At 61.3% G+C, this 21,531-nt stretch carries 24 protein-coding genes; 17 read left to right on the top strand and 7 right to left on the bottom strand.

Annotated elements, in window-relative coordinates; all coding sequences use genetic code 11:
* Positions 1-285 precede the first annotated feature (285 nt).
* The 8 genes from VG543_RS01875 (at position 286) to VG543_RS01840 (ending at position 4,926) form a co-directional block, all read left to right on the top strand.
* Positions 286-813 (top strand): hypothetical protein, encoded by a 528-nt coding sequence (locus tag VG543_RS01875; RefSeq protein ID WP_423177593.1) that lies wholly within the window; start codon positions 286-288, stop codon positions 811-813.
* A gap of 132 nt (positions 814-945) precedes the next feature.
* Entirely contained in the window at positions 946-1,653 is a 708-nt protein-coding gene (locus VG543_RS01870; protein WP_099470345.1) for a hypothetical protein, read from the top strand.
* 256 nt (positions 1,654-1,909) lie between these two features.
* Positions 1,910-2,296 (top strand): H-NS family nucleoid-associated regulatory protein, encoded by a 387-nt coding sequence (locus tag VG543_RS01865; protein WP_130519093.1) that lies wholly within the window; start codon positions 1,910-1,912, stop codon positions 2,294-2,296.
* 788 nt (positions 2,297-3,084) lie between these two features.
* Complete coding sequence (locus VG543_RS01860) at positions 3,085-3,309, top strand: hypothetical protein (protein ID WP_130519092.1); 225 nt, start codon at positions 3,085-3,087, stop codon at positions 3,307-3,309.
* Positions 3,306-3,671 carry a hypothetical protein gene (locus VG543_RS01855; protein ID WP_130519090.1) on the top strand — a complete coding sequence of 122 codons (366 nt, stop codon included), beginning with the start codon at positions 3,306-3,308 and terminating at the stop codon, positions 3,669-3,671. The genes VG543_RS01860 and VG543_RS01855 overlap by 4 nt, the downstream gene beginning before the upstream one ends.
* 473 nt (positions 3,672-4,144) lie before the next feature.
* A complete protein-coding gene (locus VG543_RS01850; RefSeq protein ID WP_423177592.1) occupies positions 4,145-4,396 on the top strand; it encodes a hypothetical protein in 252 nt (83 codons plus the stop codon).
* A 36-nt stretch (positions 4,397-4,432) separates the two neighbouring features.
* Entirely contained in the window at positions 4,433-4,618 is a 186-nt protein-coding gene (locus VG543_RS01845) for a hypothetical protein (protein ID WP_008268538.1), read from the top strand.
* Positions 4,618-4,926, top strand: coding sequence for a hypothetical protein (locus VG543_RS01840; RefSeq protein ID WP_423177591.1), 309 nt, complete (start codon positions 4,618-4,620; stop codon positions 4,924-4,926). The genes VG543_RS01845 and VG543_RS01840 overlap by 1 nt, the downstream gene beginning before the upstream one ends.
* A gap of 33 nt (positions 4,927-4,959) precedes the next feature.
* Here VG543_RS01840 and VG543_RS01835 read toward each other — a convergent pair whose 3' ends face one another.
* Together VG543_RS01835 and VG543_RS01830 are read right to left on the bottom strand one after the other, a co-directional pair.
* Positions 4,960-7,566, bottom strand: coding sequence for an AAA family ATPase (locus tag VG543_RS01835; RefSeq protein WP_423177589.1), 2,607 nt, complete (start codon positions 7,564-7,566; stop codon positions 4,960-4,962).
* Between the two features lie 226 nt (positions 7,567-7,792).
* On the bottom strand, positions 7,793-8,170 hold the full coding sequence (locus VG543_RS01830; RefSeq protein ID WP_049452603.1) for a helix-turn-helix domain-containing protein: 378 nt from the start codon (positions 8,168-8,170) through the stop codon (positions 7,793-7,795).
* Between the two features lie 110 nt (positions 8,171-8,280).
* On the opposite strand from VG543_RS01830, the gene VG543_RS01825 reads away from it, so the two are divergent.
* From VG543_RS01825 to VG543_RS01815, 3 genes are all read left to right on the top strand, one after another.
* On the top strand, positions 8,281-9,102 hold the full coding sequence (locus VG543_RS01825; RefSeq protein WP_423177588.1) for a hypothetical protein: 822 nt from the start codon (positions 8,281-8,283) through the stop codon (positions 9,100-9,102).
* 1 nt (position 9,103) lies between these two features.
* A complete protein-coding gene (locus VG543_RS01820) occupies positions 9,104-9,487 on the top strand; it encodes a hypothetical protein (RefSeq protein WP_052467218.1) in 384 nt (127 codons plus the stop codon).
* Between the two features lie 74 nt (positions 9,488-9,561).
* Positions 9,562-10,062: a hypothetical protein gene (locus VG543_RS01815; RefSeq protein WP_423177587.1), complete on the top strand. Its 501-nt coding sequence runs from the start codon at positions 9,562-9,564 to the stop codon at positions 10,060-10,062.
* A gap of 21 nt (positions 10,063-10,083) precedes the next feature.
* Here the strand turns inward: VG543_RS01815 and VG543_RS01810 are convergent, their stop codons facing one another.
* Positions 10,084-10,866, bottom strand: a complete 783-nt coding sequence (locus tag VG543_RS01810; protein ID WP_040008391.1) for a hypothetical protein — start codon at positions 10,864-10,866, stop codon at positions 10,084-10,086.
* A 76-nt stretch (positions 10,867-10,942) separates the two neighbouring features.
* On the opposite strand from VG543_RS01810, the gene VG543_RS01805 reads away from it, so the two are divergent.
* On the top strand, positions 10,943-12,151 hold the full coding sequence (locus VG543_RS01805) for a restriction endonuclease (RefSeq protein WP_423177586.1): 1,209 nt from the start codon (positions 10,943-10,945) through the stop codon (positions 12,149-12,151).
* A gap of 31 nt (positions 12,152-12,182) precedes the next feature.
* Here VG543_RS01805 and VG543_RS01800 read toward each other — a convergent pair whose 3' ends face one another.
* Positions 12,183-14,096, bottom strand: coding sequence for a type 4 pilus major pilin (locus VG543_RS01800; RefSeq protein WP_423181111.1), 1,914 nt, complete (start codon positions 14,094-14,096; stop codon positions 12,183-12,185).
* A 131-nt stretch (positions 14,097-14,227) separates the two neighbouring features.
* On the opposite strand from VG543_RS01800, the gene VG543_RS01795 reads away from it, so the two are divergent.
* Both VG543_RS01795 and VG543_RS01790 read left to right on the top strand, forming a co-directional pair.
* Positions 14,228-14,512 (top strand): hypothetical protein, encoded by a 285-nt coding sequence (locus tag VG543_RS01795; protein ID WP_312390605.1) that lies wholly within the window; start codon positions 14,228-14,230, stop codon positions 14,510-14,512.
* A gap of 214 nt (positions 14,513-14,726) precedes the next feature.
* Positions 14,727-14,978 (top strand): hypothetical protein, encoded by a 252-nt coding sequence (locus VG543_RS01790; RefSeq protein ID WP_049452607.1) that lies wholly within the window; start codon positions 14,727-14,729, stop codon positions 14,976-14,978.
* A 280-nt stretch (positions 14,979-15,258) separates the two neighbouring features.
* Here VG543_RS01790 and VG543_RS01785 read toward each other — a convergent pair whose 3' ends face one another.
* The gene (locus tag VG543_RS01785; RefSeq protein ID WP_080353422.1) at positions 15,259-15,501 is read right to left on the bottom strand and encodes a BLUF domain-containing protein; all 243 of its coding nucleotides are present in this window, start codon (positions 15,499-15,501) and stop codon (positions 15,259-15,261) included.
* Between the two features lie 1,479 nt (positions 15,502-16,980).
* On the opposite strand from VG543_RS01785, the gene VG543_RS01780 reads away from it, so the two are divergent.
* From VG543_RS01780 to VG543_RS01770, 3 genes are all read left to right on the top strand, one after another.
* Positions 16,981-17,415 (top strand): BLUF domain-containing protein, encoded by a 435-nt coding sequence (locus tag VG543_RS01780; RefSeq protein ID WP_423177582.1) that lies wholly within the window; start codon positions 16,981-16,983, stop codon positions 17,413-17,415.
* Between the two features lie 187 nt (positions 17,416-17,602).
* Positions 17,603-17,785, top strand: a complete 183-nt coding sequence (locus VG543_RS01775) for a hypothetical protein (protein WP_152906212.1) — start codon at positions 17,603-17,605, stop codon at positions 17,783-17,785.
* A gap of 61 nt (positions 17,786-17,846) precedes the next feature.
* Positions 17,847-18,302, top strand: coding sequence for a BLUF domain-containing protein (locus VG543_RS01770; protein WP_049452610.1), 456 nt, complete (start codon positions 17,847-17,849; stop codon positions 18,300-18,302).
* Positions 18,303-18,762: 460 nt separating this feature from the next.
* Here VG543_RS01770 and VG543_RS01765 read toward each other — a convergent pair whose 3' ends face one another.
* A complete protein-coding gene (locus VG543_RS01765) occupies positions 18,763-20,208 on the bottom strand; it encodes an EAL domain-containing protein (RefSeq protein WP_049452619.1) in 1,446 nt (481 codons plus the stop codon).
* 445 nt (positions 20,209-20,653) lie between these two features.
* Positions 20,654-21,040: a hypothetical protein gene (locus VG543_RS01760; RefSeq protein WP_049433975.1), complete on the bottom strand. Its 387-nt coding sequence runs from the start codon at positions 21,038-21,040 to the stop codon at positions 20,654-20,656.
* Positions 21,041-21,531: the final 491 nt, after the last annotated feature.

Below are 21,531 nucleotides of genomic sequence, written 5' to 3'. Positions count from 1 at the left end.
CATAGCACTAGCCCCAGCCTTCGGGCGGCTCGTAGCCTTCGATGATCGGATGGCCGAGCATTACTCGTAGCCCAGCGCGCTTGGCGTGACATCGACAATCTGGTCTTCATGCGTGCAGCGCGGGCGCATGGCTTTCCTCGGGGGGGAGGGGCAGGACGGGCTGGCGCGATGCCGGCCTCGGCCTGCTTGATGAAGCCAATGATCTGTTCCGTGGTGAAGCGACTCTTGCGCATGTCCGTCCTCTCTGGATGACGGACTCTACCTAGCTTCGGCTGGTACGGCTCAGTGGGGGCAGGTCAGCATCCGGAAACCCTCCAGGCGTTGTTTGAAAGTCGGCTCATCCTGCACCCGGCTGATCCGTCTGACGACACCGCAAGCGCTTGGAACTGGGTCAAGGCATGCTTGCCAGCGCAAGTGTGGACGCGCATGGAGGCTCCAACCCCAGCAGAGCTTGAGCGGGTCATACAGGCCGATACGAAGGCCCGAGAAGCATTGCTTGCTCCGCGCTTGGAACTATCCGAGGAAGAAACGAGGCGATGCTTTGACGTTCGGTTGATCGCCGGACTGGCCATGACCGTCGCCCGGAAAGGATGGCCTGAGGGGCCGTTGTTGCATGGCGCGTATGGCCGCCACTGGATCATCGAATCGACCGCGCGAAAGAGGGAAGATATCCTGCTGCAGGACATCGGATTGCGGGTGTGGGCCGAGACGATGGCCATGAAGACCAATCGCGCCACGCAGCAGGACGCTGCGCCCGATGACACGCCGATTTCTAAAGGGTTCCGGGTAAGGCACGAGACCGGCAACTGCTGAAGCCGTTGGGCGAGCATGGGGGGGTATTTCTGAAGCGCCGTTCAGGCCTAAGAGGGGGCTCCCTCTTAGCGCGTAGAGTCCGCCTCTGGTGGTCCGTAGCCTTTCAGTCACCAACTGCCGAGGCAACAACTCATGACGAACGCAACGCCGATGTTCCCCCTGTCCCCCGAACACCGGGACCTGGCCATCCTTGGCTTGGCCTGCCATGGCACCCACGCTCGGGCCATCGCTGCTGGGTTGGAGGTACACACGTCCATCGTGTGCGAGGTGCTCACCGATGCGGGGATCGATCCGATTCTGCCGCCTCGCACGTTCCGCTTTGACAACATTGATTGGGACACCGATGAGGAGGTGGTGGAGAGGCTTCCGCGCTCGGGGGAAGTCACGGTCGAAGACTGCGCTGAGTTTGATGATGAGGAGATGGAGTACGAGGCACTGGACGACTTCACTGAGTTGCATGGCTATTGCATCGAAGGCTGCACTGTCACCGAAGTGTCGGGCGCTTCTTGGCCCACCACGGCGCGGGATGCGGAGACCCTGGTGAACGAGGCGAACTGGACGGGGGAGCTGCGCATGGGCAACGGGCACTACGCCTTGGTCACCCATGAGACGTTGGCGCTTCGCTACCCCAAGCACCTCGCTTACCTCCGGCTCAAAGTGGGGCCCAGCTACGCCGAAATCGCGTCGGAGTGGGCATTTACAGTCATTGAGGTGCAGAACGCCGAGGGCTTTCAAATGTGGACTGACAACCTGTTGGACTTGGTGTCGCTGGCACTCGGATACCATGAGGAAGGAGAACGAAAGGCCCTTGAAGTTGGCGATGGTCGAGATGGGTCTTAAGGATCCCCATCCCGGGCTTGGCGAGGCAATGGCAGCTATGGAGACATGATCCGGCCCTAGCCCGCGCCCGAAATAGGCCATACGCAGTGCTGCCCGCGGTTGATCACCGCGGACACGGACGGGGGATTAGTGACTTCCAAGGCGAAGCCCTTAGACGCCTGTCAAAAACTCAATAAAAGCAAGGCCTGGTCGTTGAGGGTTTACAGCAGCCTTGTGAATCGGCACGATCGGGGTTTGTTAACCATAGGGAAATAACGTGGCATTGTCGCTCGAAGAAATCAGGAAAAAGAAGGCTGACGCTGAGGCCCAAGTGGCCGCGCTGGAAAAGGCAGAGCAAGAAGCTGTGGCCGCCGAAGCTGGCGCCAGCTTTGCAGGGGTCTACGAGACCTTGCAGCAGTTTGGGCAGCATTACACGACGAAGCAGAAGAACGATCTGAGGGCGCTGCTTGAGCCACGCAAGTCGGTTCCCGCAAGCGCCGGCATCAGTCGCGCCCCGAAGTTCCAGATCCCGGATGGGACCACGTGGGCTGGCACTGGACGTCAGCCGAAGGCCTTCCTTGCGTGGGCCGAAACCGCTGAAGGCAAGGCGTGGAAAAAGAAGCACCCGGACCAGGAATGGCCGGCGCACCCGTTCAAGGCCTGATTGCCATTGAGCGTTGCAGAAAGAGCCCCGGGAAACCGGGGCTTTTTTTGTGGGCGTTGAAATCAAGGGAAGGCAAAGCGGGGCTGGGGCGGGAGCCCCGGCCCATGTCCTAACCCTCCCCGGAGGGGGCTTTTCAGGCGCGGCCCAGGCCGCGTTCTTTTGATCTCTTGAAAAGAAAAAAGCAACGCCAAAATCAAAAGTGGCTCAAATCAAAAGCGTTGTGTGGAGAAGGGGCGGGAGGGGCCTCGGCTTCCGCCGGGCCCGGCGCTTGGCTGGAAAATGTGCTGCGCTTCAAGTTCTTCAACGCTTTGCTGCCATTTTGGCAGTTTTGATATTTAGTCGATAAAACGTAGGGTGAAAGTATTGCGATTTTTTGTAGGCGGCTTAGTTTGAGTGGGTAGCGAGGGAGTTCCCCCTCTTCAAAGGTTTTCGCATGATTGCTTATGTTATTGGCCGGTCAGGCTTTGCTCCCCTTGGTTGTCGGGGGTGCTTCTAATGGCCCACCACCACGCCAGCCCTATCCAACTCAAGACGGGCGAGTGGGGCGCCCGGGTGCCCACCCAGAATGTTCAGAACGGCGACGGGCTCACCGTGGTTGCCCGGAGCGGCAGCTCGTGGGAAGCCGTCGTGGTCGGCGTGGTTTGGCAAGGCCCGGAGGCCGCGATTTGTCAAACCGCCCGGGGGCTCATGCGGTGTGGGTGCTGCGGGGAAGTGGGGCAGAAAGGGGCCTATCCCTTCTCAACGTATCCGGCAGAAATGCAGCGTTGCGACGATTGCGGGGGGGCGGCATGAAGACGCCAGCAACGAGTCGCCGCAAACGCTTCTACGCATACCAGCGCCGCTCGGGTGGTCAGTGCTACTTCGATAAGAACATGCACGCCCACCTCCAGCGGTATCCCCATACCATCGGCCATTACCACCTCACGCGCTTCCTGGGCACTTCCGCGTTGCTGACCGCTGAAGAAGCGGCCGCCCAAGGATGGATGGCCAAGCCGCACGGGAGCCCTGCATGACCAAACGCTACATTCTCCGCCCCCCAGAACGTTTGGTCGAAACCATCCACGAGACGTGGATTGACGCGCCCAGCAAAGCCGCGTTTCAAGCCCTGGCCGCCGCGCAAGGCCTGAGCATGCGCGCTGCACTGGCTCAACTCATCGAGCAACACGCCCAGATTCGAGAACCGTTTTCCCCTCGATGCCCGACGCCGTGGACCGGAGAGGCAACGGGGCGAGAGCGCTATAAAACCGCGCTCCCCAGTGTGCAGGTGGCTCCCCAGGTCGCCATGGCCCTCCTCCTCGACGCCAACCGGGTTGGGATTCGTCAGCCAGAAGCCGTTCGCCAGTTGGTCTGGCGATGCATCCAATCCAGCGCCTGACGAATCGGACTGCCTTTTGCGGGCATGGGGCCAAGGACAGCCACGCGGACGCTGGGGCGGAAGCCCCGGCCCTGGGCCTTTCCTCCCCGAAGGGGGCTTTTCAGGCGCGGCCCCGGGCCGCGTTCTTTTGAACTCTTGAAGAGAAAAGGCAACGGCAAAAGCGGCTAAAGCAAAAGCGTGTTGGGGGAAGGGCAGGTGGGGCCTCGGCTTCCGCCGGGCCCGACGCTGGGCTGGAAATGTGAGGTGTTTCAGGGTTTTTGTGTTTTTTGCTTTTCCCAGTCAGTTTTGTGTTTTAGTCATAAAAATGTAGGGTCAATCTATTGCGAAAAGTTGGTTTTCTTTTACTTTGAGATCAGAGAAGAGCGCTGATGCTCTTTAACCAAAGGAAACCCCATGTTGACGTTCTTTGCTTTTTGCCTCTTGGCTGGATTGGTCGCCGGATTGGCCATTGCTGATCGATTGGATGCGCTCTGATGAATACCCGCAGCCAAACCCAAGCGCCCGCCCGGTCCACCGTCGCCACCACCGCAGCCCTCCTGCGATTCCTGTTCGACGCCATGTCGGGGATGGGGGCGGCCAAGCTGGGATGGGAGATGGTGACCGACCCCAAGGCCAAGCTGTCGGACATTGCCCTCGGCGTGTCGCTCTGCCTGGCCCCTGCAGCGATTGCGTCCACCTGGGCGCTTTGCTTGTTCGGCATCGCCCAACACCACCAGCTTTTTTGAAACCCGAACCCCTGACAACCACGGAGGACCCCGCTCGTGCGAAAACTTTTCAACAAACTGCTCAACATCGCCCTTTTTGGCATGGTTCTGTTCGCCCTGGACCAAGTCCCGGAACGCCTGGATCGCATGTCGCAGACCGCCCAGAACCTGGTTCAGCAGGTGGGCTACTCGGGCCCCATGCAGGGCATCCCCTCGGGCGTGCCAGACGGTTACGAGTTCTGATGACCCCTGCACCCTGGCCATCGTCGGAGCTCGTTCGCCTCGCATGGGCGGCACGCCGGGATCCTCTTGCCCGGCAGCACCTGCTTCAGGCGTTCCAAGAGGGGGCCGATTTCCATACCCCTCTGTCCAGCAGCGATCTGAACGACGACCTGTTTGCCGTCCCTGGGGATTGCTTGGCCGGGGTGGTGATTCGGGAACTGACGGGCGTCGAGGACGCCGAAGAGTGGCTGCACGCGTTTTTTCGCGCGCACGAGTTGCATCAAGCGCTGCCACCTGCTGTGGGAAGCGCTGGCAAGCGGCGCTTCTGATGACCGTGAGCACGCAGTAACGGGTGGCCAGGGCTACGCCTTGGGTTTCGCCGCCGTTTCCGCTCGCTTACCGAACTCCTTGCACCATTCGAGCATGTCTTGCACGTCCTTCAGCAGTTCGTCCGGATCCGGAAGCCAACTGGGGGTGTCGGTGGGTTGGGAGTGCTCGAATGCCGAATACTTCGTCATCATCCCGTCGATCAGCGCGCAGTCTGTTGGGGTGATTGCACTGAGCCGCTGTAGCTTGTTGAGCGTGTTGATCTCGCGCCGGTAGCGGTTGATGACGCCAGAACAAAGCTCGTCCTCTACAGAGCGCTCAACCAAGATTCGGAAGTTGCTGCAGGCGGCCTTCAGGGCAAGTTCTTTTAGCGGCGGATCAAGCTTCTTAAGCTGTCCGATGCTGCTGACCATTTGTCCCAAGCCGGATTGTGGCTTCAAGGAGAAGGTGTTGATCTGCGCCGGCATGCCGGTCTTACTTCCATCGCGGGCGATCGATTCAACCGCGACGCTGACGGCGGACTGATCTAGCTTGGTCCGCTGCTTCGAGGCGTTCTGCAGGAGAACCATTAGAGACAGCCGATGCGTGAAAACGATCACCTGGCGATGCTCGGCCAGATCCACCAGTCGTTTGGCGACCGCCTCCTCAAAGCGCTGGTCCAGGGAGGAAATGGGGTCGTCGAAGATCACGGGCATGCCCCGTTCAAGGCCCGTCGCATCGGCCAGGAAGGCCGCCAATGCCACGATGCGTTGCTCACCCTCGCTCAGGATCTCCCGATTCTTCTGGGCACCTTGCGCGTCCTTCAGCTCCACGTAGAAGGTGAACGCCCCTTTACCTTGGGATCGATACGACATGCGGACGGGCAGCGAATGACCGCCCAACGCCTGCAACTCGGCATTGAAGCGGTCGCAGTAGCCCTTGGCCAACTCCGACTCGCCAATGTCATTGCTTTTGAGCGTCAACTGGCTGGTTGAGGTGGACCGGACAGCGGCTTCCACCGTTCCCACGCGTTTGAGGCGGATCACGTCGGCCCATACCGCATCGCGCTGCTCCGATAGCCACTGTTGTGCTTTCAGCTCTGCTAGGCGGGTTTCTTTCTCTTTCCGCCCCGTCGGGTCCAGCAAGCCCGCCAGCGCGTCGCGTTCAGCGGTGGTTGTCTTGACCTTCTGATCGTAGGCGTTGGTCCATGTAGACCACTGCACTGCCGGAGCGGCCGTGGCCTCGGCCATGGCTTTCAACCTCGCATGGATGGCCTCAAGCAGCTCAGTGGCTTGGGGGGCTTCCAAGCCGATAGCGGCGCACTGGGCCTGCCAAGCGACATCGGGGAGAGGACTGGGCAATGCCTTTTTCAGCGCCGTCAGCGCGTCTTCCGCGCTTTTCGCTTCTGTCTGCAGGGTGTCGTTGAGGTAGCTTTCAAAGCTGGTCAAGCGGGCCTTGCCCTCGTCTCCCAACGGTTGCTGGCAGAGGACACAACAAGCCTCGTCTCCAACGTGGGGGAACGGGAGATCACGGTAGGCAAGACCGGTCGAATACGCCTTTGCAGCGTCCCAAAGGGTTTGCCACACGGCGTCTCCGACGCCTTTGAGCGGCAGCCCATTGAGGAAGGCCGTGGCATAGGCGGTGGCGGCCTGGCGCTTGACCTCTGCATTGCTGCGGGCCTCCAGGAGGGCTTGGGCCTTCTCGTCGCTCAAGCTCCCCCTCAACGCCGAGACGCTTGTGGCCATCTGCGACAAGCGTTCCAGCTCTCCGACGGCCTTGGCGTGGGCCACTTCAGGGTTCGCCTGGGCCAGTGCGGTCTCCAGCGCCAAACGCTCATCGTTCAGTGCAGCGGGGAACGCGCAACGCTGGTTGATCTCCTCTTCGGTCAGTTTCGCCGTCAACTTCCGGAGGACCGTTGCAGCGCTGCTCTGCGCATGGTCTTCCGGGATGATGGGCAGTTTGCTGGTGAGCTTGGCCGCGCGGGCCTTCAACTGGGTGGCCAAGTCATCGGAGATCTTGATGAGCATCCCGACGAACCGCATCGCCCGGGGAAGATGGGTGGCGGTGGTGGCGCTGTCTCCGAACTCCAGCGCTGTGGCTGAGTCGAAGACCGGGACCGCTTTCAATGTCGCGTGGGGGCCGTCGGATGCTTGCCAAGTGAGATCAGCAGACGACGTCGTGCCGTCGGATCGGGTCGCCGTGACTTTGATTAGAGCAGAGGCAGCACCGGGGTTCTGCTTGAACACGTTGCCGTGGATGGATCCCTTGGCCCGCGCGCCGCAAACGTGCTTCATCAAACGGGCGTAGCCCGATTTGCCGGCCCCGTTGGGTCCGTAGACCACGGTCATGTGGCCTTGGCTGAGATCCAATGCCGCGTCCTCGCCAAGGGCATTGACGCCGCGGATGGAGGAGACCGAGTCGATGCGAAGCTCAGCGGCGGTGGGTGTCCCCAAGATGGTTCCCGGTGCCAACGCCGGGTGGGGAGCGTCCAGTGTCTTGGCCGCGTCGGCCAGGCAGTGATCCGCCAGCGCCTCCATCTCCTCTTCGTTCGGCATGCGGCGGTGCTCGATGACCGTGGCTGCCGCCATGCGCAACCAGCTTGGGCGGCCATTCAACCACTCTTCCAGCGTCGGGGGCGCAACGGCCCCATTCTTATTCGACATCGGTCACTTCCCCTGTGAATGGCCAGAGCCAGGAAGGCTCCGTCCCCCTTCCTCAATAGTGACGCGGGTCACATTTGGAGGCAAGTCGGTGATGGTGCTAGGTGCGAGGGAGGATGGGCTCAAGGATCAGTAAAGCAGGCCGATAGGGCGTATTCGAGGCCAATATCAAGGAAAGATGGCGATGGCGATAGATGCGGAAGGACATGTCCCGCTACGCGGAACCGTCTTAGGTCTTGTCTTTAAGCAGTTTGGCGAATGCTTCGCGCTCCTGAGTCGGCAGTTTGGCGAGCGCGTTCAACATATCCGCCAGGCGGGATTGCTGGGACACGCTCTCCATGCTCAGGGCGAGAATGGCTTCGGACATGCTTGGCGTCGTTGCGACCAAGTAAGCCGGTGGCACTTCCAGTGCTTCGGCCAGCTTGAAAAGGGCTTCCAGGCTGATCGACATCGATCCCGACTCGTAGCGGGAGATGCGGGCGGATGCAGTGTCTTTGTCCAACCCCATACGCACTCCAACCTCCCGTTGGCTCAATCCCCTCAGCCCGCGGGCTTGGCGCAGGCGCGCCGCCACGATCGCCCGGGGAGCGGACGGGGCTGCTGTCATGGGCTGAACGGATGCAGTGCAGGCATGCGGGCAGGATGACGGATGACCTACGCCCCGGGTAGACTCTACGTGACACGTAAGTTGCAGGCAACCACGGCAAGGAGCAGGGCATGAAGCATTGGACAGGGGGCATTTTCGCTGTTGCGTTGATGGTGTCGGCCGGGGTCCAAGCCCAAGAGGCAAAAGGACTGCTGCGGCAGATCGGGCAGGCGATCTCGGGGACGCCCAGGACAGTCAGTGAACGGGCAAGGAGCCCCTATTTGGAACCAGCGGGGACTTACTGGGACGACGGCGACCCTCCGGTGCTCGACGGCTACACCCGGATCCGGTGGGGCTTGGCGGCCACCGCGTCGGGTGGTCACAAGATGTGCGAAGAAGGCCTCTTCGCGGAGGCCAAGGCAGGCAAGGCCATGACGCCCGCCATGCGAACCCATTGCATCGGCTCATGGAGGCACCAGTTCAAACGCGTCGGCCTGCAGGGCGACCCGGCCTCTGCGTTTGAGGCCAAGGCGCGGCAGATCGCCTCCACCGACGCATTCTACCTGCGGCCCTACATCGACGTGGAGATCGACCCCGGCACCAACATTCTCCACGCCTACGTGCTGGTCATGAACCACGACTGGTATCCCCGCTCGCCTGACTTTCTTCCGACGGCCGTTATCGGCCCTTCGCCGTTGGGCAAGGGCAGTGCGGTGGTCGGGGTCGAGCATGGCGGGCGCTACCACGCCGCGTTGCGATTGAAGCCGGAAGACGCGGCCGAGCTGCGACGGGTGGGGCGCGACGCCACGGGGGATCGAATCTTTTTCAAGGTCGTGGAGGGCAGGTTGAAGCCCAACGACCTGCCCGACATCGTTCTCCAAATCGACCGGCTGGAGATCGGCTACAAGAACCAAGTCATCGGCATCACTCCTTCCAAAGACAAGGACGCATGACATGAAGCACGCAATGATCGTGGCCGCAGCAGCGGCACTTTTGACCCTGACGGCCTGCTCTGGCGACAAGGGCCCCACGAAGGAGGACGGGGTGAAGGTCGTGGAAGGCTTTTTCACCGAGCAGGGGAGGCAGGCAACCCTCCAGCGCTCTTGGCGGTTTGAAGTGACCGACGCGGGCGGCTTGGATCTCGACTGCGAGAAGAAGCCCAATGGGGATCAAGAATGCATGGTGGGCGGGTCGGTAAAAGCGCAGGGGTCCATCGGTGGCCAGCCCACCAAGCCCGAGCCAAGCACCCTCAAGCCGAAGCTGCGTGCACTGTTCCGCCCGCAGGGCGAGGGCTGGCAGCCGGTTGAGGTGAAGGACGAAGGGACGTCCGCGGGCTAAACGGGCGGCAGTCCACCGCTTGACTGCACGCCGGTCTCGATCAAGCGTGCAGCCATCCAACAGGGGAGGACCATATGAACCGCTATCCGCCGCAGCAAGTTGTGTATGCGCCGCCGGGCCCATCCGCGCTGATCCTCCCGAGCGTCATCTTGGGTCCGTTGGGCCTGGTTGGGCTGGCGGCCGGCGTGGAGGTGATGAAGCGCGACTTCTTCATCGGCGTGGTCTGTTGTGTGCCCGGTGCGCTCGTCTTCGCGTTTTTGGCATTTTGCCTGGCGCTCCACATCCGCGCTCAGCGGCTTTGGGACTGGCACGTCCGAACGGGGCGGATGCCGTATTTTCGGAAGCACGGCTTCCTTAAAGGGGCGCTGCTCGGGGGCGGATTGGGCGTGGTAACGGTGGTGGCGGCCGCCGTTCTGGGCTTCAAATATGCCGATCATCCCCAGTTTGGGGAGATCGCTACCGCAGCGTTTTACTTGGCTTGGCTCTGGGGCGTGCTGTTGATCGGCGTGCTGGCCGTAGTGTTCGGGTGGGTCAAGCGGGCGTGGGATAGAACGGCCCTGCCGGACGCCCGATGAGCCAGCGCATGGACTGACATCTTAGGCGGGATGAGAGGTGAGCACCGAACCGTGTCCTTCGTGTGTCATTCCCAGTGTGACTTGATAGGACCGACCACGCACGTTCGTTTGGAACTCAAGCCAGTCGCCGTAGGGCTTTGCCACTCGCGTAATGATCGTGCATTTGCGTTCATGAACGTAGCTGACCACTGCGCTGTAGGAAATCTCGTCGTAGGCGGTTCCGATTACGCTTGGCTCTTTGCCAAGAGTCTCGATTGCCCATTCGATCATTTGGGTAGTGCGGGCATCGTTGCGCCTCGGAGCGTTGATGGGGAGTCGGCGTTCGATTGGCGTGTGGAGGCTGCGATACTGTTCTTCTGTCAGATCAATGTTTGCGAACTTAGCTTTGTTTGCTGCGTCCAAGCGATCCCACATCTGGCAGACGAAATCGATGCTGCCGGACTGCTGCTCCACGAAAGAGGCGCCGTTCTTCTCCATCTCTGCTGCGAAGCCCAACAGGATTTCTAGAGACTGCCGAGTGTTGAGCATCACGCCCAAGTAAGCCTCCGGAACTCCTCTTCGCTGAGCCATCATCAGCAGCGCGCTGACAAACTCATCTCGCCGATCCTCGTTTTTAACCCAAGAGGGAAGGTTCTTCGGGCCCTCGCTGTCAATCGCTTTGAAGGCGATGTTCTTGTTGGCCTCCTGCATCCTTACTTTAGCTTTAAGGATGGCTTTCCCTACAAATACTGCACCGTAGACCAGTAGAGATAGGCCGCTGGTAGGGATCGCAAGGGCTAGCGCAATCAAGAAAAGGATTGTCATGTGCGTCCGAGGATGTGGAAAAAGATGTCGGTTGGGCGGAGTATACGTTCCAACTTTATCGGACGGCAGATATGTCGTGGCAACTTCATCTAAAAGTATCAAGGGTGCTCGAAAGTCAAGGGCCAAGCCGGATCAAGAGCTGGAGGATGTGGTTGCCCAAGCCAAGGCGATCACCGAGTCATGGGCAGAGCGCCACGACCTGTGGGGTGATTCTGGGCACAAGGATCCACTTGATCACTACGACACTGAGCCGGGTGAGGGTTCTTCCATTTTGACCCTCTGGTCCGAAGGTATGGTGGGGCGCTGCTTGAATGAAGGGATGGACGAGGCCGAGGAGCTCTACGCGGCATTGGAGTCCATCGGTGTATTCATCGAGCTAGATGACCACGTCACCGCCGGCTACTACCTCATTGACCAGGAGTCCGACCTTCAGAAGAGGTTCGACGAATGGGCTCGCTGGAGGTGGACCTGTCGGCTGATCGAGGCCGATACGGCGGATGTTTCCGGCGATATCTACGAATATTTTTCGAAGCGCCCAGATGACCTGTATCGGCTGAGTCCCCGTGCGTTCGAAGAGCTGATCAGCAGCGTGTTCACGGCCAGAGGCTGGCGGACTCAGATCGGACCGGGCAGCGCCGATGAAGGCGTGGATGTCCGAATGTGGATTCAATCCCCTTTGGGTGATGCCCTCACGCTGGTGCAAGTGAAGCGTTACGCCAAGCATCGTCCTATAGATCTTGATGCAGTGGCAGCCCTTGAGGCGCATAGCCTGCGGGAGAAGGCGGGCGGGTTGTTTGTTACTACGTCTCGCTACAGAAACGTCGCCAAGCGCTTTGCTAGCCGAAATAAGGACCTGATCCTCGCCGACTCATCGGACGTTGCATCTTGGTGCGAGGAGGCAAGCCAAGAGGCCATGAAGGCGAAGGCCAGGGCGCTAGCAATGACTTCGCTCGGCCCGCTGCTCGACGAGATTCGTTCCCGAGGCACGCATCCTGCGCTGGTCTTTTCCTGGAAGAGCTTCAGCTACCCGTGCTTCTGCATCGTTCTGCGAGAAACGCCGACAGGTGCTCTCCTTTTACCAATCCCTTCTCAAGCAACTCCGCCGGATGGCCTGGTTGGATATGTTCTCCCGGTGCTTGATGGGAGCTTGGTCGACCAGACACCGGGAAACGGCGTGTTCAGAGCGATTCGGCGCGAAAGCGAAGGCCGGGTCAGCTATTGGGGGAGTGGCGAGCTGTATGGTCGGTGGGATGGCAAGCCGTTGAGGTTTGATCTCTGCGACTGACCTATGGGCGGGGACGATGGTCCCCGGCACATCAGCTAGGCCCTCTGCATGTCAGCGTCAGCACCTGGTAGTCCACCCGCACTGGGTTGTAGAACTGCCGATACCAGTTGAACACGACGGTCTGGCCGACTTTGTGCTCGTTGCACGCCGGCAGGCCTTGCTGGGTGCCAAAACCGCCGTTGGGCGTGCATCCGGGCTGGCCCGTGCAGGTCGTGGAGGGCGTCGAAGCCACCACCGACGACTCGGGCCATTCCCAGCGATAGGGGTTGTTGCTCTTGCCCACCAGATCGGACGCGCACGCTTGCCGGCACACGGCCAAGGAGGTGCCGCCGCTGGTCCAGTTGTAGTCGCAGTAGTGCATGCCCATGTTGGAGACGCATTCGAAGTCGTAGGAATAGGCGTAGCGGATGTTCCCGGCGTCCGAAAGCGCGTTGCATTGCTCTTCGTAGAAAGCCGACTCGCTCACGTTGGCGGGCCAGTTGCCGGGCATCGGTGCCGGCGTCTCGACCCGTTGGATGGGCACGTTGGCGATGGCCCAGTCCAGCTTGGCTTTTTCCGCTGGCGTCAGGCGCACCACGGCGTCGGGATACCAGTAAGAAATGCCACTCGAACCGGAGGGCGGCGGCACGTCCTGCCAATCGGCGGAGTGCCACGCCACGACCTGCAAGCTCCCGTCGCTGCAGCGAGCAGCCGTGGGCTTGCATGTGTTGACCTCGTTGCGACGCGCCCCTGTATCCACCCAGTTGGACCAGCCGCCATAAGTGGGGCCGGGCAGAGCGGTGGTGCCAAACGGGCAATGGGTAAACACGTCCCTCGACCGCAACTGCTGCCGTTCCCAGGTGTGCGTGCCGGTTTGACCCGACGGGCAGGCTTGCGACGTGGGAAGCCATTGATCGCGTTCCTCACGGGTGGTCCCCGGGCAGGCCTGGCAATCCCTCGTCGTCACGGCTGCCACCGTCTGGGCTTGAACCCACGCCTCGGGATGCTCCCACGCGGCGTCTGAGTTTGGATCCACGTCGCCGGGAGCGCAGACCTGGCGCGTGCGCACCGTCTCTGTGCCCCACGTGCCCGCCGGACAGCTCGCCCGGGCCGCCGAGCTTTCCGATTGCCGGCAAGGCACCAAGGCGGGCGGGGCCGGGGTGGGGACCGGCGTTGGGAGCGGCTGAGGCACCGGAACGTTGGGCGCAACAGGAAGCGGCGGAACCGCCGGGGAAGGCGCAACCCCAGGGCCTGGCGACACACTCCCAGGAACGCCAGGCAGTGCATCGGGCACGCTGGGCGCGGTGGATACGGGCCCAGCCGGGGTTGGCGTTGAAGGGGCCGGGAACGCGGGCGTGGAGGGCAGGGGAAGCGTGGGCACCAGGGCCACCGACGAGCCGGCCACAAGGCCTGAGTAATAAACGACATCGACCACGGCCCCATCGGCCCCGCACGCCAATCCCAAGCCGGGGATGTCTAGGGTTCCGCCGTTGCCCAACAAAACACTGGTGTTGCCCACGATCACGTCCCGCACGTTCGCGTCGCCTGCGATGGCGGAGACGAACGGCACGCAGGCCCGCGCAGGAAGCCCAGACAGCCCCACGGTGAAGGCATCTCCTGCCAGGCGCACCGTGGCCGGGGCCACGGTCACCGCGCCGCCCCACGCGTTGCTCATGGTCGCTGCGCTGCCTTGGCGGAAGGCGGCAGGGGCCAGCCCTTCTTCGAGGACGTTCAACGTGCTGACGCCGCGGAACGAACCGATGACGCCATGGGACCGATCAACGCGGCTGGCCAGGTCTCGAACGTTCTCGACGTCCGACGCCACGTTCACTCGAGTGGTGACGCGGGGGTAGCCCCAAAACGCGGCGGCCCCCATGGCCGTGGCAACCCCCAATGCGAGCAGCAACTCGACCAGGCCAAAGCCTGGAGCGGAGGAACGACGGCGAGGGTGGGCATGCGGTGTCATGCACTTCAGCATGCGACACAGCCGCGTTTTGACAAGCCCTGACGGCAGTTCTTGATTTTAGTCAAAAATCTTTCAAATCAATGGGTTGACATCGGTTGGCGACGTGGTTGGATCGTGGTAGGAGCGGTGTAATGGGTAAACCGACCTACCCACAAAAAGAGAGTGAAGACATGAAGATTCATCCCGTCGAGCCTGCCAGCACCGACCTGGCGCATTTCCAGATCCACACCGCCACGCAGTTTCTGGATTGCACCAACGGCTTGAATCAGCTGGCCGACAAGCATCGCCGGATCCAGCGCTTGGCCACGCGCGCCCGTTATGAGCGGCGTGGAAGAAGGAAGAGGAGCGGTTCGCATAAGCCTTTTGAACCTCGCCCTGCTCTTTGTTGGTCTCTTGGGAGTCGCGGTGTTCGATGACCCCCGCCTTCTCAAGGCGGCGGCGGTGACGGCGGCCGGATTGTCATCATAGGCAACGACTGCTACGGGAACTGCGAAGGGACGGAGGGGAAGCGAACTCCTGCTTACCCGAGACCTCAGCAGCCAAAGCAGATCCGGCCGAGAGGTCATTTATCGCCCTCTAGCCTCGCTCATCCGCGTAAGATTGATCCCAGCCTACCATTGCAAACCGGTCATGAAGACAGAGGGTTTCCGCCACACCATGCGAGACACGATGGGTGGGCATACCTACGTTGTCACCATCACCAGTCCGACCGATGAAGTCTTCCACTACTTGGCGACGGTAGACGGTGTGGACGTCAAGGTGCGGGAGAGGGGTGTGATCCGCAATAAGGGCGACGCGATGCAGCTAGCCTTGGCCGCCGTCGAACGGCACATCGCAGACCTGTCTCACAAGATCGCCCACGATTCGACTACGGCAAGTTGATAGCGCACCAGCGTTGTTCTGAAACTGCGGTTCTCGCAACCGCGTGTGGCTAACCGCCGTGAGTGGATCTCTGGCGCGCGTGGGAAGCAGGGGCTGCCTCCCCTTGGGCTGCGGCCTTACGCCAAGATCTGGCGCAGAAGCAACAAGCCACCGACCGGGTTGCCGGCGTGATCCAGCGAGCGGTCCAAACTTCCCCACGGGGCGACGAACAGCCGATCCAGCACAGTGTTGGGCTGCATAAAGCAGCACATGTCCCAAGCCGGGAAGCGCCGGGTTTCGATCAGCGATTCCCAAGCACATGGAGGTTGGTGTGGTCATCGCTGGCCCTGATGCGTCCAATGGCGCCTTCTATGCCATCGTTTGGTCCCTCCACGTATTGGAGAAAGCGGGCTCCATCGAAGAGCATCGCTCCTGTCACGCCGCCTAGCCGGTTGAAGCGTTGTGCACCGCGCACGATCTGATCGAGGCGGGTGGAATCAATTCCCGGGTCGGCAACGCTTCGGTAGGCAACGGCTCGCAGCATGGATGGGCTCGTTTGAAGTGGATTGAACACGATACTCCCTGGTGGTTCGCCGCGCTTGGCCGATCCAGTTCATCGCGCGCCTGACTAAATCGGCTTCACGTGAGGCTCAGCAGCGCAGCACGCTGCCTTCTCCCTCGCCGTCTGATGCTAAGCCATACGCCACGGTTGGTAACTTGAATGTGCGAGCGGGACGCGAATGAAAGCTGTGGTGCGGCTGGTGAGACTGGACGGTTTCGCTTGGTCTGGGTCGAGCGCGTGAGCGCGGGTCCGCAGGCGGTGTCCAAAGCGCTGAAAGTCCACGCCCGTTGCCACATGTGCGACAGTGATTTCGTTTCAAGCGAGCCCATTGGGCTGACATCGATCTCCGGTGGCGCCGTGCTCAGCTGCAGCCATTGCAGCAACCGCTAGGCGATAGGTCAGGGCCTCTTCGACGATCTCCCTCCGGCATCACCCTGACTGGCGCTTTGATCGACGCGTCAAATGCCGCTGCAAAGGCGATCCCGGCGTCACTGCTCCAAAGGCGCCAAATCTCCTCCAGACCCAGCATGGCATTCGCGTTGCATCCCGGACAAGTGACCCAGACACCCGCGTTATCCGTCTGCAGTCCGCCACCGATGGTGACGGTGGACCTAGCTCGGCACGCTTGGCAGGTCATCAGGATAGCTGCAGATCCAGCCCTCGCCCCCTTGCTCAGCAGTGTGGGATCGACTTGGTGGATTACAAAGTCGGTCGAAGATTGCATTGAACAGTCAACGCGAAGAGAGAGCGCTGTCGGAAGCGGAGCGAGCAGTGTGAGATGTTTCTGACCGAATATGAACAGGATCACTGATGAAGACGGGTGCATTGCCTAGACTGTTCAATCAACTCGATTTCCCGGTTCCAAGCACTAGTAGGAGGTCAGAAGTGGGCGGTTGCAACGGCAACAAATGACGCGGCTGGCTTTCACGCCGATATCACGCGGTTGTGGCGATCTTCACTTGTAGCGGACAGGGGACTGCTGAGCGCCAATGGCCCGGGCGCTCAGAGGTGCTGCCACCCCACGGGCCTGCAGGACCGCTAGTGGCATCGGGACGCCTGGGCAATACGGTATGGTGCTACGGCAGGACACGAAAGCAAGTCGGAGAGCCCTCCAAGTGCGCTTTGCGGGATCGAAGTTTCATGAGGTTTTCGTGAGCGATGAATCCGCCTCAGTGATCTGTGTCCATCGGTCTTTAACGTCGGCTGGACCGCGAGACGGGATATTTTTTCTGTGCAGCACTTCGGTCGTTGAGGCCGCAGTCCTCGCGCACCTCGGGGCGACGCTGCCCACCAGGTCAAGTCTCTTGCAGCCAGCTTGATCTAGGATGGTCCTAACCATGGCGCATCCTTAAGCGTTCAGAAGGACCGCAACTTCGGTCCGAGCCCGCCTGCGTTTTCTACACAGCTGATCTACTCTTGGCCTGTTTAGACTCACTGGTTCCGAGTTGGAGGTGGCCCTCAATGCCCAAGTGTGCAGTGGTGTTCGTGAGCGCGGCGGTGGAGGGCATCGGTGATGAGCGCTTGGCCGAAGTCATGCGTGCAGGCCGAGAGTTCAATGCCAAGTGCGGCTCGCATGCAGTCGTATGCTTCGACGGCAGCAGGTTTTTAACGTATATGGAAGGCGCAGCGAGTGCGGTGGCTGCCAGCTGCGTTTACACCGAGTCCGTCACCCTGCATACCGAAATCGTTGAGCTGGCGCGGGGATCCATCCAGCAGTTGCGGTTCCCTGCGCATGCATTGCTCTTCCTGCCGATTTCAGAAGCCGAGCTCAAAGCACTGATGAGGTCGAACTGGGTGAATTTCTCCCAACGCTTCGGAGGGAAATTCATCCCAGAAACGGGGATGGAGCGGCTTGCCGCGTTGGCCGGCAATCGTCCCGATGACGTCCCGCGGTGATGGGTAACGGATTCTCTCTGTAGGCCGCCCGATTCACGTTGCAAAGTGGAAGCAGGGGAGTCATCAGCTTGAGGCATTCGACAGGGGGCATGCCATGCGGTTGGAATTTACTCACAGCCACATCTACCCAGGGGCCACTGCGTCCCTGACAGGCGAGCAGGCTGAACCGGGCGAGAGAACCACCTGCTTGGTCGAGCTCAGTGATGGCGTGGTCCTCTCGACCAGCTGTCTGATTCAAGGGGGTGAGATCCTGCTCTCCATGCCGGACTACCTGACCGCTCGTGGGGCGAAGATTCCGGCAAAGGACTGGGTGCTGAGGGAGGATCTGGAAACAGGCGCCTGGAAGGCAAAATCAAAGGTTGCCGTGTAGCACTTGTTGCTCTTCCCGACCCGTCAGGTTGTTGGGTCTGAAGCAATCTTAGGAGCGTGTCATGCCAAACCGTGCGGTGGTTTTTGTGAGTGAGGCCAGCCCCTACCTTAGCCTTGGGCGGCTGGTTGAGTTGATGGCCGACGCGGAGCGGTTCAACAGACAGGCCGGCGTGACCGGGGTGACCTTGTACGACGGGGCCCGGTTCCTGTCCTACATGGAGGGTCCACCGGATGGACTTCGCGTTGCCTACGCCAGGGCATCCGAAGCGCGCAGCCACCTGAACTTCATCGAGTTGGCACGCGGGCGTGTCTCGCAACGTCGGCTGCCGCGGTGGCCTATGCGGCTGTTTGAGGCCAAGGAGGGCCAGCTGCAGAGCATCGCGATGGCAGACTGGGCCAGCTTCTCTCAGCGGGGCGATGCGGACGCAATGAATGCAACGGCGATGGATCTCCTTGTGCGCTTCACGGGAGGGCCGTCTGCCTCCGTCTACGTGGGGCCCCTCTCGAAGCCACTCTGAAGAATTCATCTACGGGGTCGTCCGCGCAGTCCGCACGCCAGATACCGCTGCCCGATCCCTCTATTGCCGCAGCAGAAATATGACCAAGAGGCGCGCTGTACGCTGACAGCCCACGGCACAGCGAAGGGACCGAGCGGCGCTGTTGGAAAGCGCTCAGCCAGTACGTTCACCAGCAAAAAGCCAGACCAGCGGCTAGGCGGTTTCGACCACTGGTTTGGTGCGCGGCGCACGTTGGCCTAGAAAGGCCAGTGGCTAGGGGTGCCGATCACGACGATGCCCTGAATTGCCGGGGCGTCACCTAGGGCGAGGGGGAGTCACCCCGTTGGTTCGGCGGCGCCAACTGGGGTCAGCGCCATAGCGGAGAGTTTCACGATTGTCGCGTCCATCGGACGCACGGACATCTTGCTAGGACGGAGGTCAAGCGCCAGTGAACAGGCTTGGGTCCAGCCGCGCGGGAGGGCTACCCAACCTGGATGGCGGCCAGAGCGTCTTTTGTTGAGAGAGGCCGGCCGTAATGCCATCCCTGGCCGATGGCGTCCGGCGCGATCCGGTAGAGCAGCAAATCTTGCTCTTCTGTTTCGACGCCTTCTGCGATGACATCCAGCCCAAGCTCACGTGCGATGCGATACATCCCTGGCAACACGGGCCGCAGGGGGGAGTCCTCGTTGATAGCGGCCACGAACATGCGATCGATCTTGATTCCTCGAAACGGCGATTGGGCGAGGTGGGAGAAATTCGCGCTGCCCGTCCCGAAGTCGTCGATCAAGAACCGGTATCCCAGAACCGAGAGGGCCTGCATGTTGCTCTTGGCGGTGGCAGACACGAGTTCTTCCCGTTCGGTGATCTCGATGCGAATTTGTTCGGGGAGCACGCCAAAATCGGTGGTAACGCTGCTGATGTAGCGAACGATGCACTCTTGGGCCATGTCCACAGGCTCGGCATTGATGCTCACGTAGAGGTTCCTGTGCTCCCGCAAAGCGGGGGCGAGGTCATTCATGGCACGGGCCAGGACGTATCGAAAAAGATCAGGACTCAGGCCGAGGCGGTGGGCGATGGGCACGAAGATGGCCGGCGGGATTTCATCGTCTCCCGGCGGGCGCCAGCGGCTGAGCGCTTCAAATCCCACGAGCTCCCGCGTGCCAATCCGACGCAGGGGCTGGTAGGCCAGTTCGATCTCGCTGCGCTTCAGCGCAAGCACCAGCCGTTGCTGGATGGTTTGCCGTGCCGTGATTCGGTGTTTGATCAGCAGGAACGCCAGCAACAGCCCCATCGACGCCCCGGCTGCCAAGATAGTGGTGAGCAACGCCGAGGGCAGCTCGGACACCACGTGCCTAGGGCTGGTGACGAAGGCGCAGACGTCAGCCACATGGCTGCAATGCTGAGCTTGGACGACAGAGGGGTTGCCGACGCGGCTGGTCGGGGACAAGGTCCGGAATGCAAATGATCGGTCCTTCGTTTCGATGCTGATGGAGCTGCTGCGCGCAGGGTCCAAGCTCTCGAAGGCAGACGGAGAAGACACGGTGAACGTGTCGCCTTGGGCGATCAGATTGGACCCGGTGTAGGGGGAGCCAACGAGATCCGATGCATGCCAAATCCGGACACCTCCGCTGGAGAAGCGTGGAGCGGGGAGGCTGTAGGGGCGCGAGCGCCCCCAAAGGGCGCTGCAGACAAGGCGTCCGTCTTGGATGCGACCGATGTCGCTCATATAGCTGGAGCGAAACGCAATCTCTTTCAGCGAGTCAATGTCGGCGGCCGAGCAGCGAGGCAGCCCTATGCGAGACGCTTGTTCGGCCGCGACGCGCCTTGCGAGAGAGATAGCCTCCGAGCGTGCCACCGCGGCTTCTGCCACTGCCTCCGATCCTTCCTTGTCACGGACGTAGAGAATGGCTTGGGCGACGGCGAGCATCGCCAGAAGGCACACCGTCGTGGCCCCTACGACCGTCAAGGCATAGCGAACCCGATCCTTTCGAACGCTCAAAGCAACCCCCGATCTGAAACGCGCCATCGCTTCGCTGGGCTTCCCGCCTCATTTACCTTGTTACAGGTTTATCGGCAAGCTGCCCATGAACTTCAGCCCCACCTCCACTGGCTTGCAAGCCTTGATCGAACAACCACGCATCTGCGTCTGAACTGTACAGCCGCAGGCCGTGAGCGAGGCGACCGCCAGCGTTGACAACTGCGGCGGCCAATTATCGTAGATCAATACTGTTACACGGTTGGCGTGGGCAGGCGCTTGGTCGAGCCCAAGCTTGCGAGGGCACGCCTGCGCTCTCCGTCAGACACCCGATGCAATGGTGCTGTGGTGCAAGGAGCGGACGGGAGAGGTGTCGGCAGCTTGTGGGCGATGGCGCCTACTTTGGGGCGATGGGCGCGCTAGGCTGCTCTTTGATCAGCCAAGCGAGGAAGGCCAAACGATTCGGGAGAATTTCAGGTCGAACGCCCAGGCGCAGATTGCATTCGAATTCGTCGAAGTAAGCCATTCCAGCCGAGAACTCCACGCTGTTGGGTCGCATCGACTTGACCTTGGCAAGCGGCTCATCGACGGCCCCGCTACAACACGCCTTCAACATCTCCATCAGCTGCGACTTACCCACCTCGGTGAGTCCAAACCGGGCTGGCTTGCCCGGCTGGAACCAAACCAGGTCTTGATCACACAAGGCCGTCAGCCTCGTTTGCGAGGGACGAAACCCCTGGGCCGCCATGCACAGGTCTGCGAAGTGATCCAGAGGAGCGGTCATAGCGGTGGTTGTGTTCGCTCATGCAAGGCCATGCGTGTCACTGTGATGCCCACCGATCGAAGGCGCAAGCCTCTTTGCGTTCAGCGTGGACGAGGCCCGGGCTGGCCTTAATACCGGTGGCGGCCCCCAGACAGATCGAGCGCTCCCTTGCTGGAGCTCCCATCCCGCGAGACGTGTGATGGAACAGGTACACCCATTGGACGATGACCGCCACGATTGGGCCGGCAGGTCGCCCACGGTCCATGGGGGTGCTGCTAGGGCTGGCCCCCTCCCCGCGTGTCTCAGCCGCCCAAGCGGATGGCGTCGTTTGGAGAGCTGCGGCCCACCTTTCCCATGAATTCCGATGATCAGCAGCCTTGTTCTTAACATGCAGTCCCTGAGCGATGGTGGGAGTGTTTGTGTCTGGCGCACCACGTTCAAGGGCAAGGTCTTCTACACCGCATGCGGGGTCGGAACCCCTGCAATGGAGCATGTCTCTGAGCGGACGGCGG

The organism is Stenotrophomonas sp. CASM101 (genome assembly GCF_049384845.1).
Lineage (GTDB): Bacteria > Pseudomonadota > Gammaproteobacteria > Xanthomonadales > Xanthomonadaceae > Stenotrophomonas > Stenotrophomonas hibiscicola.
This window is presented reverse-complemented; position numbering and strand designations above follow the sequence as displayed.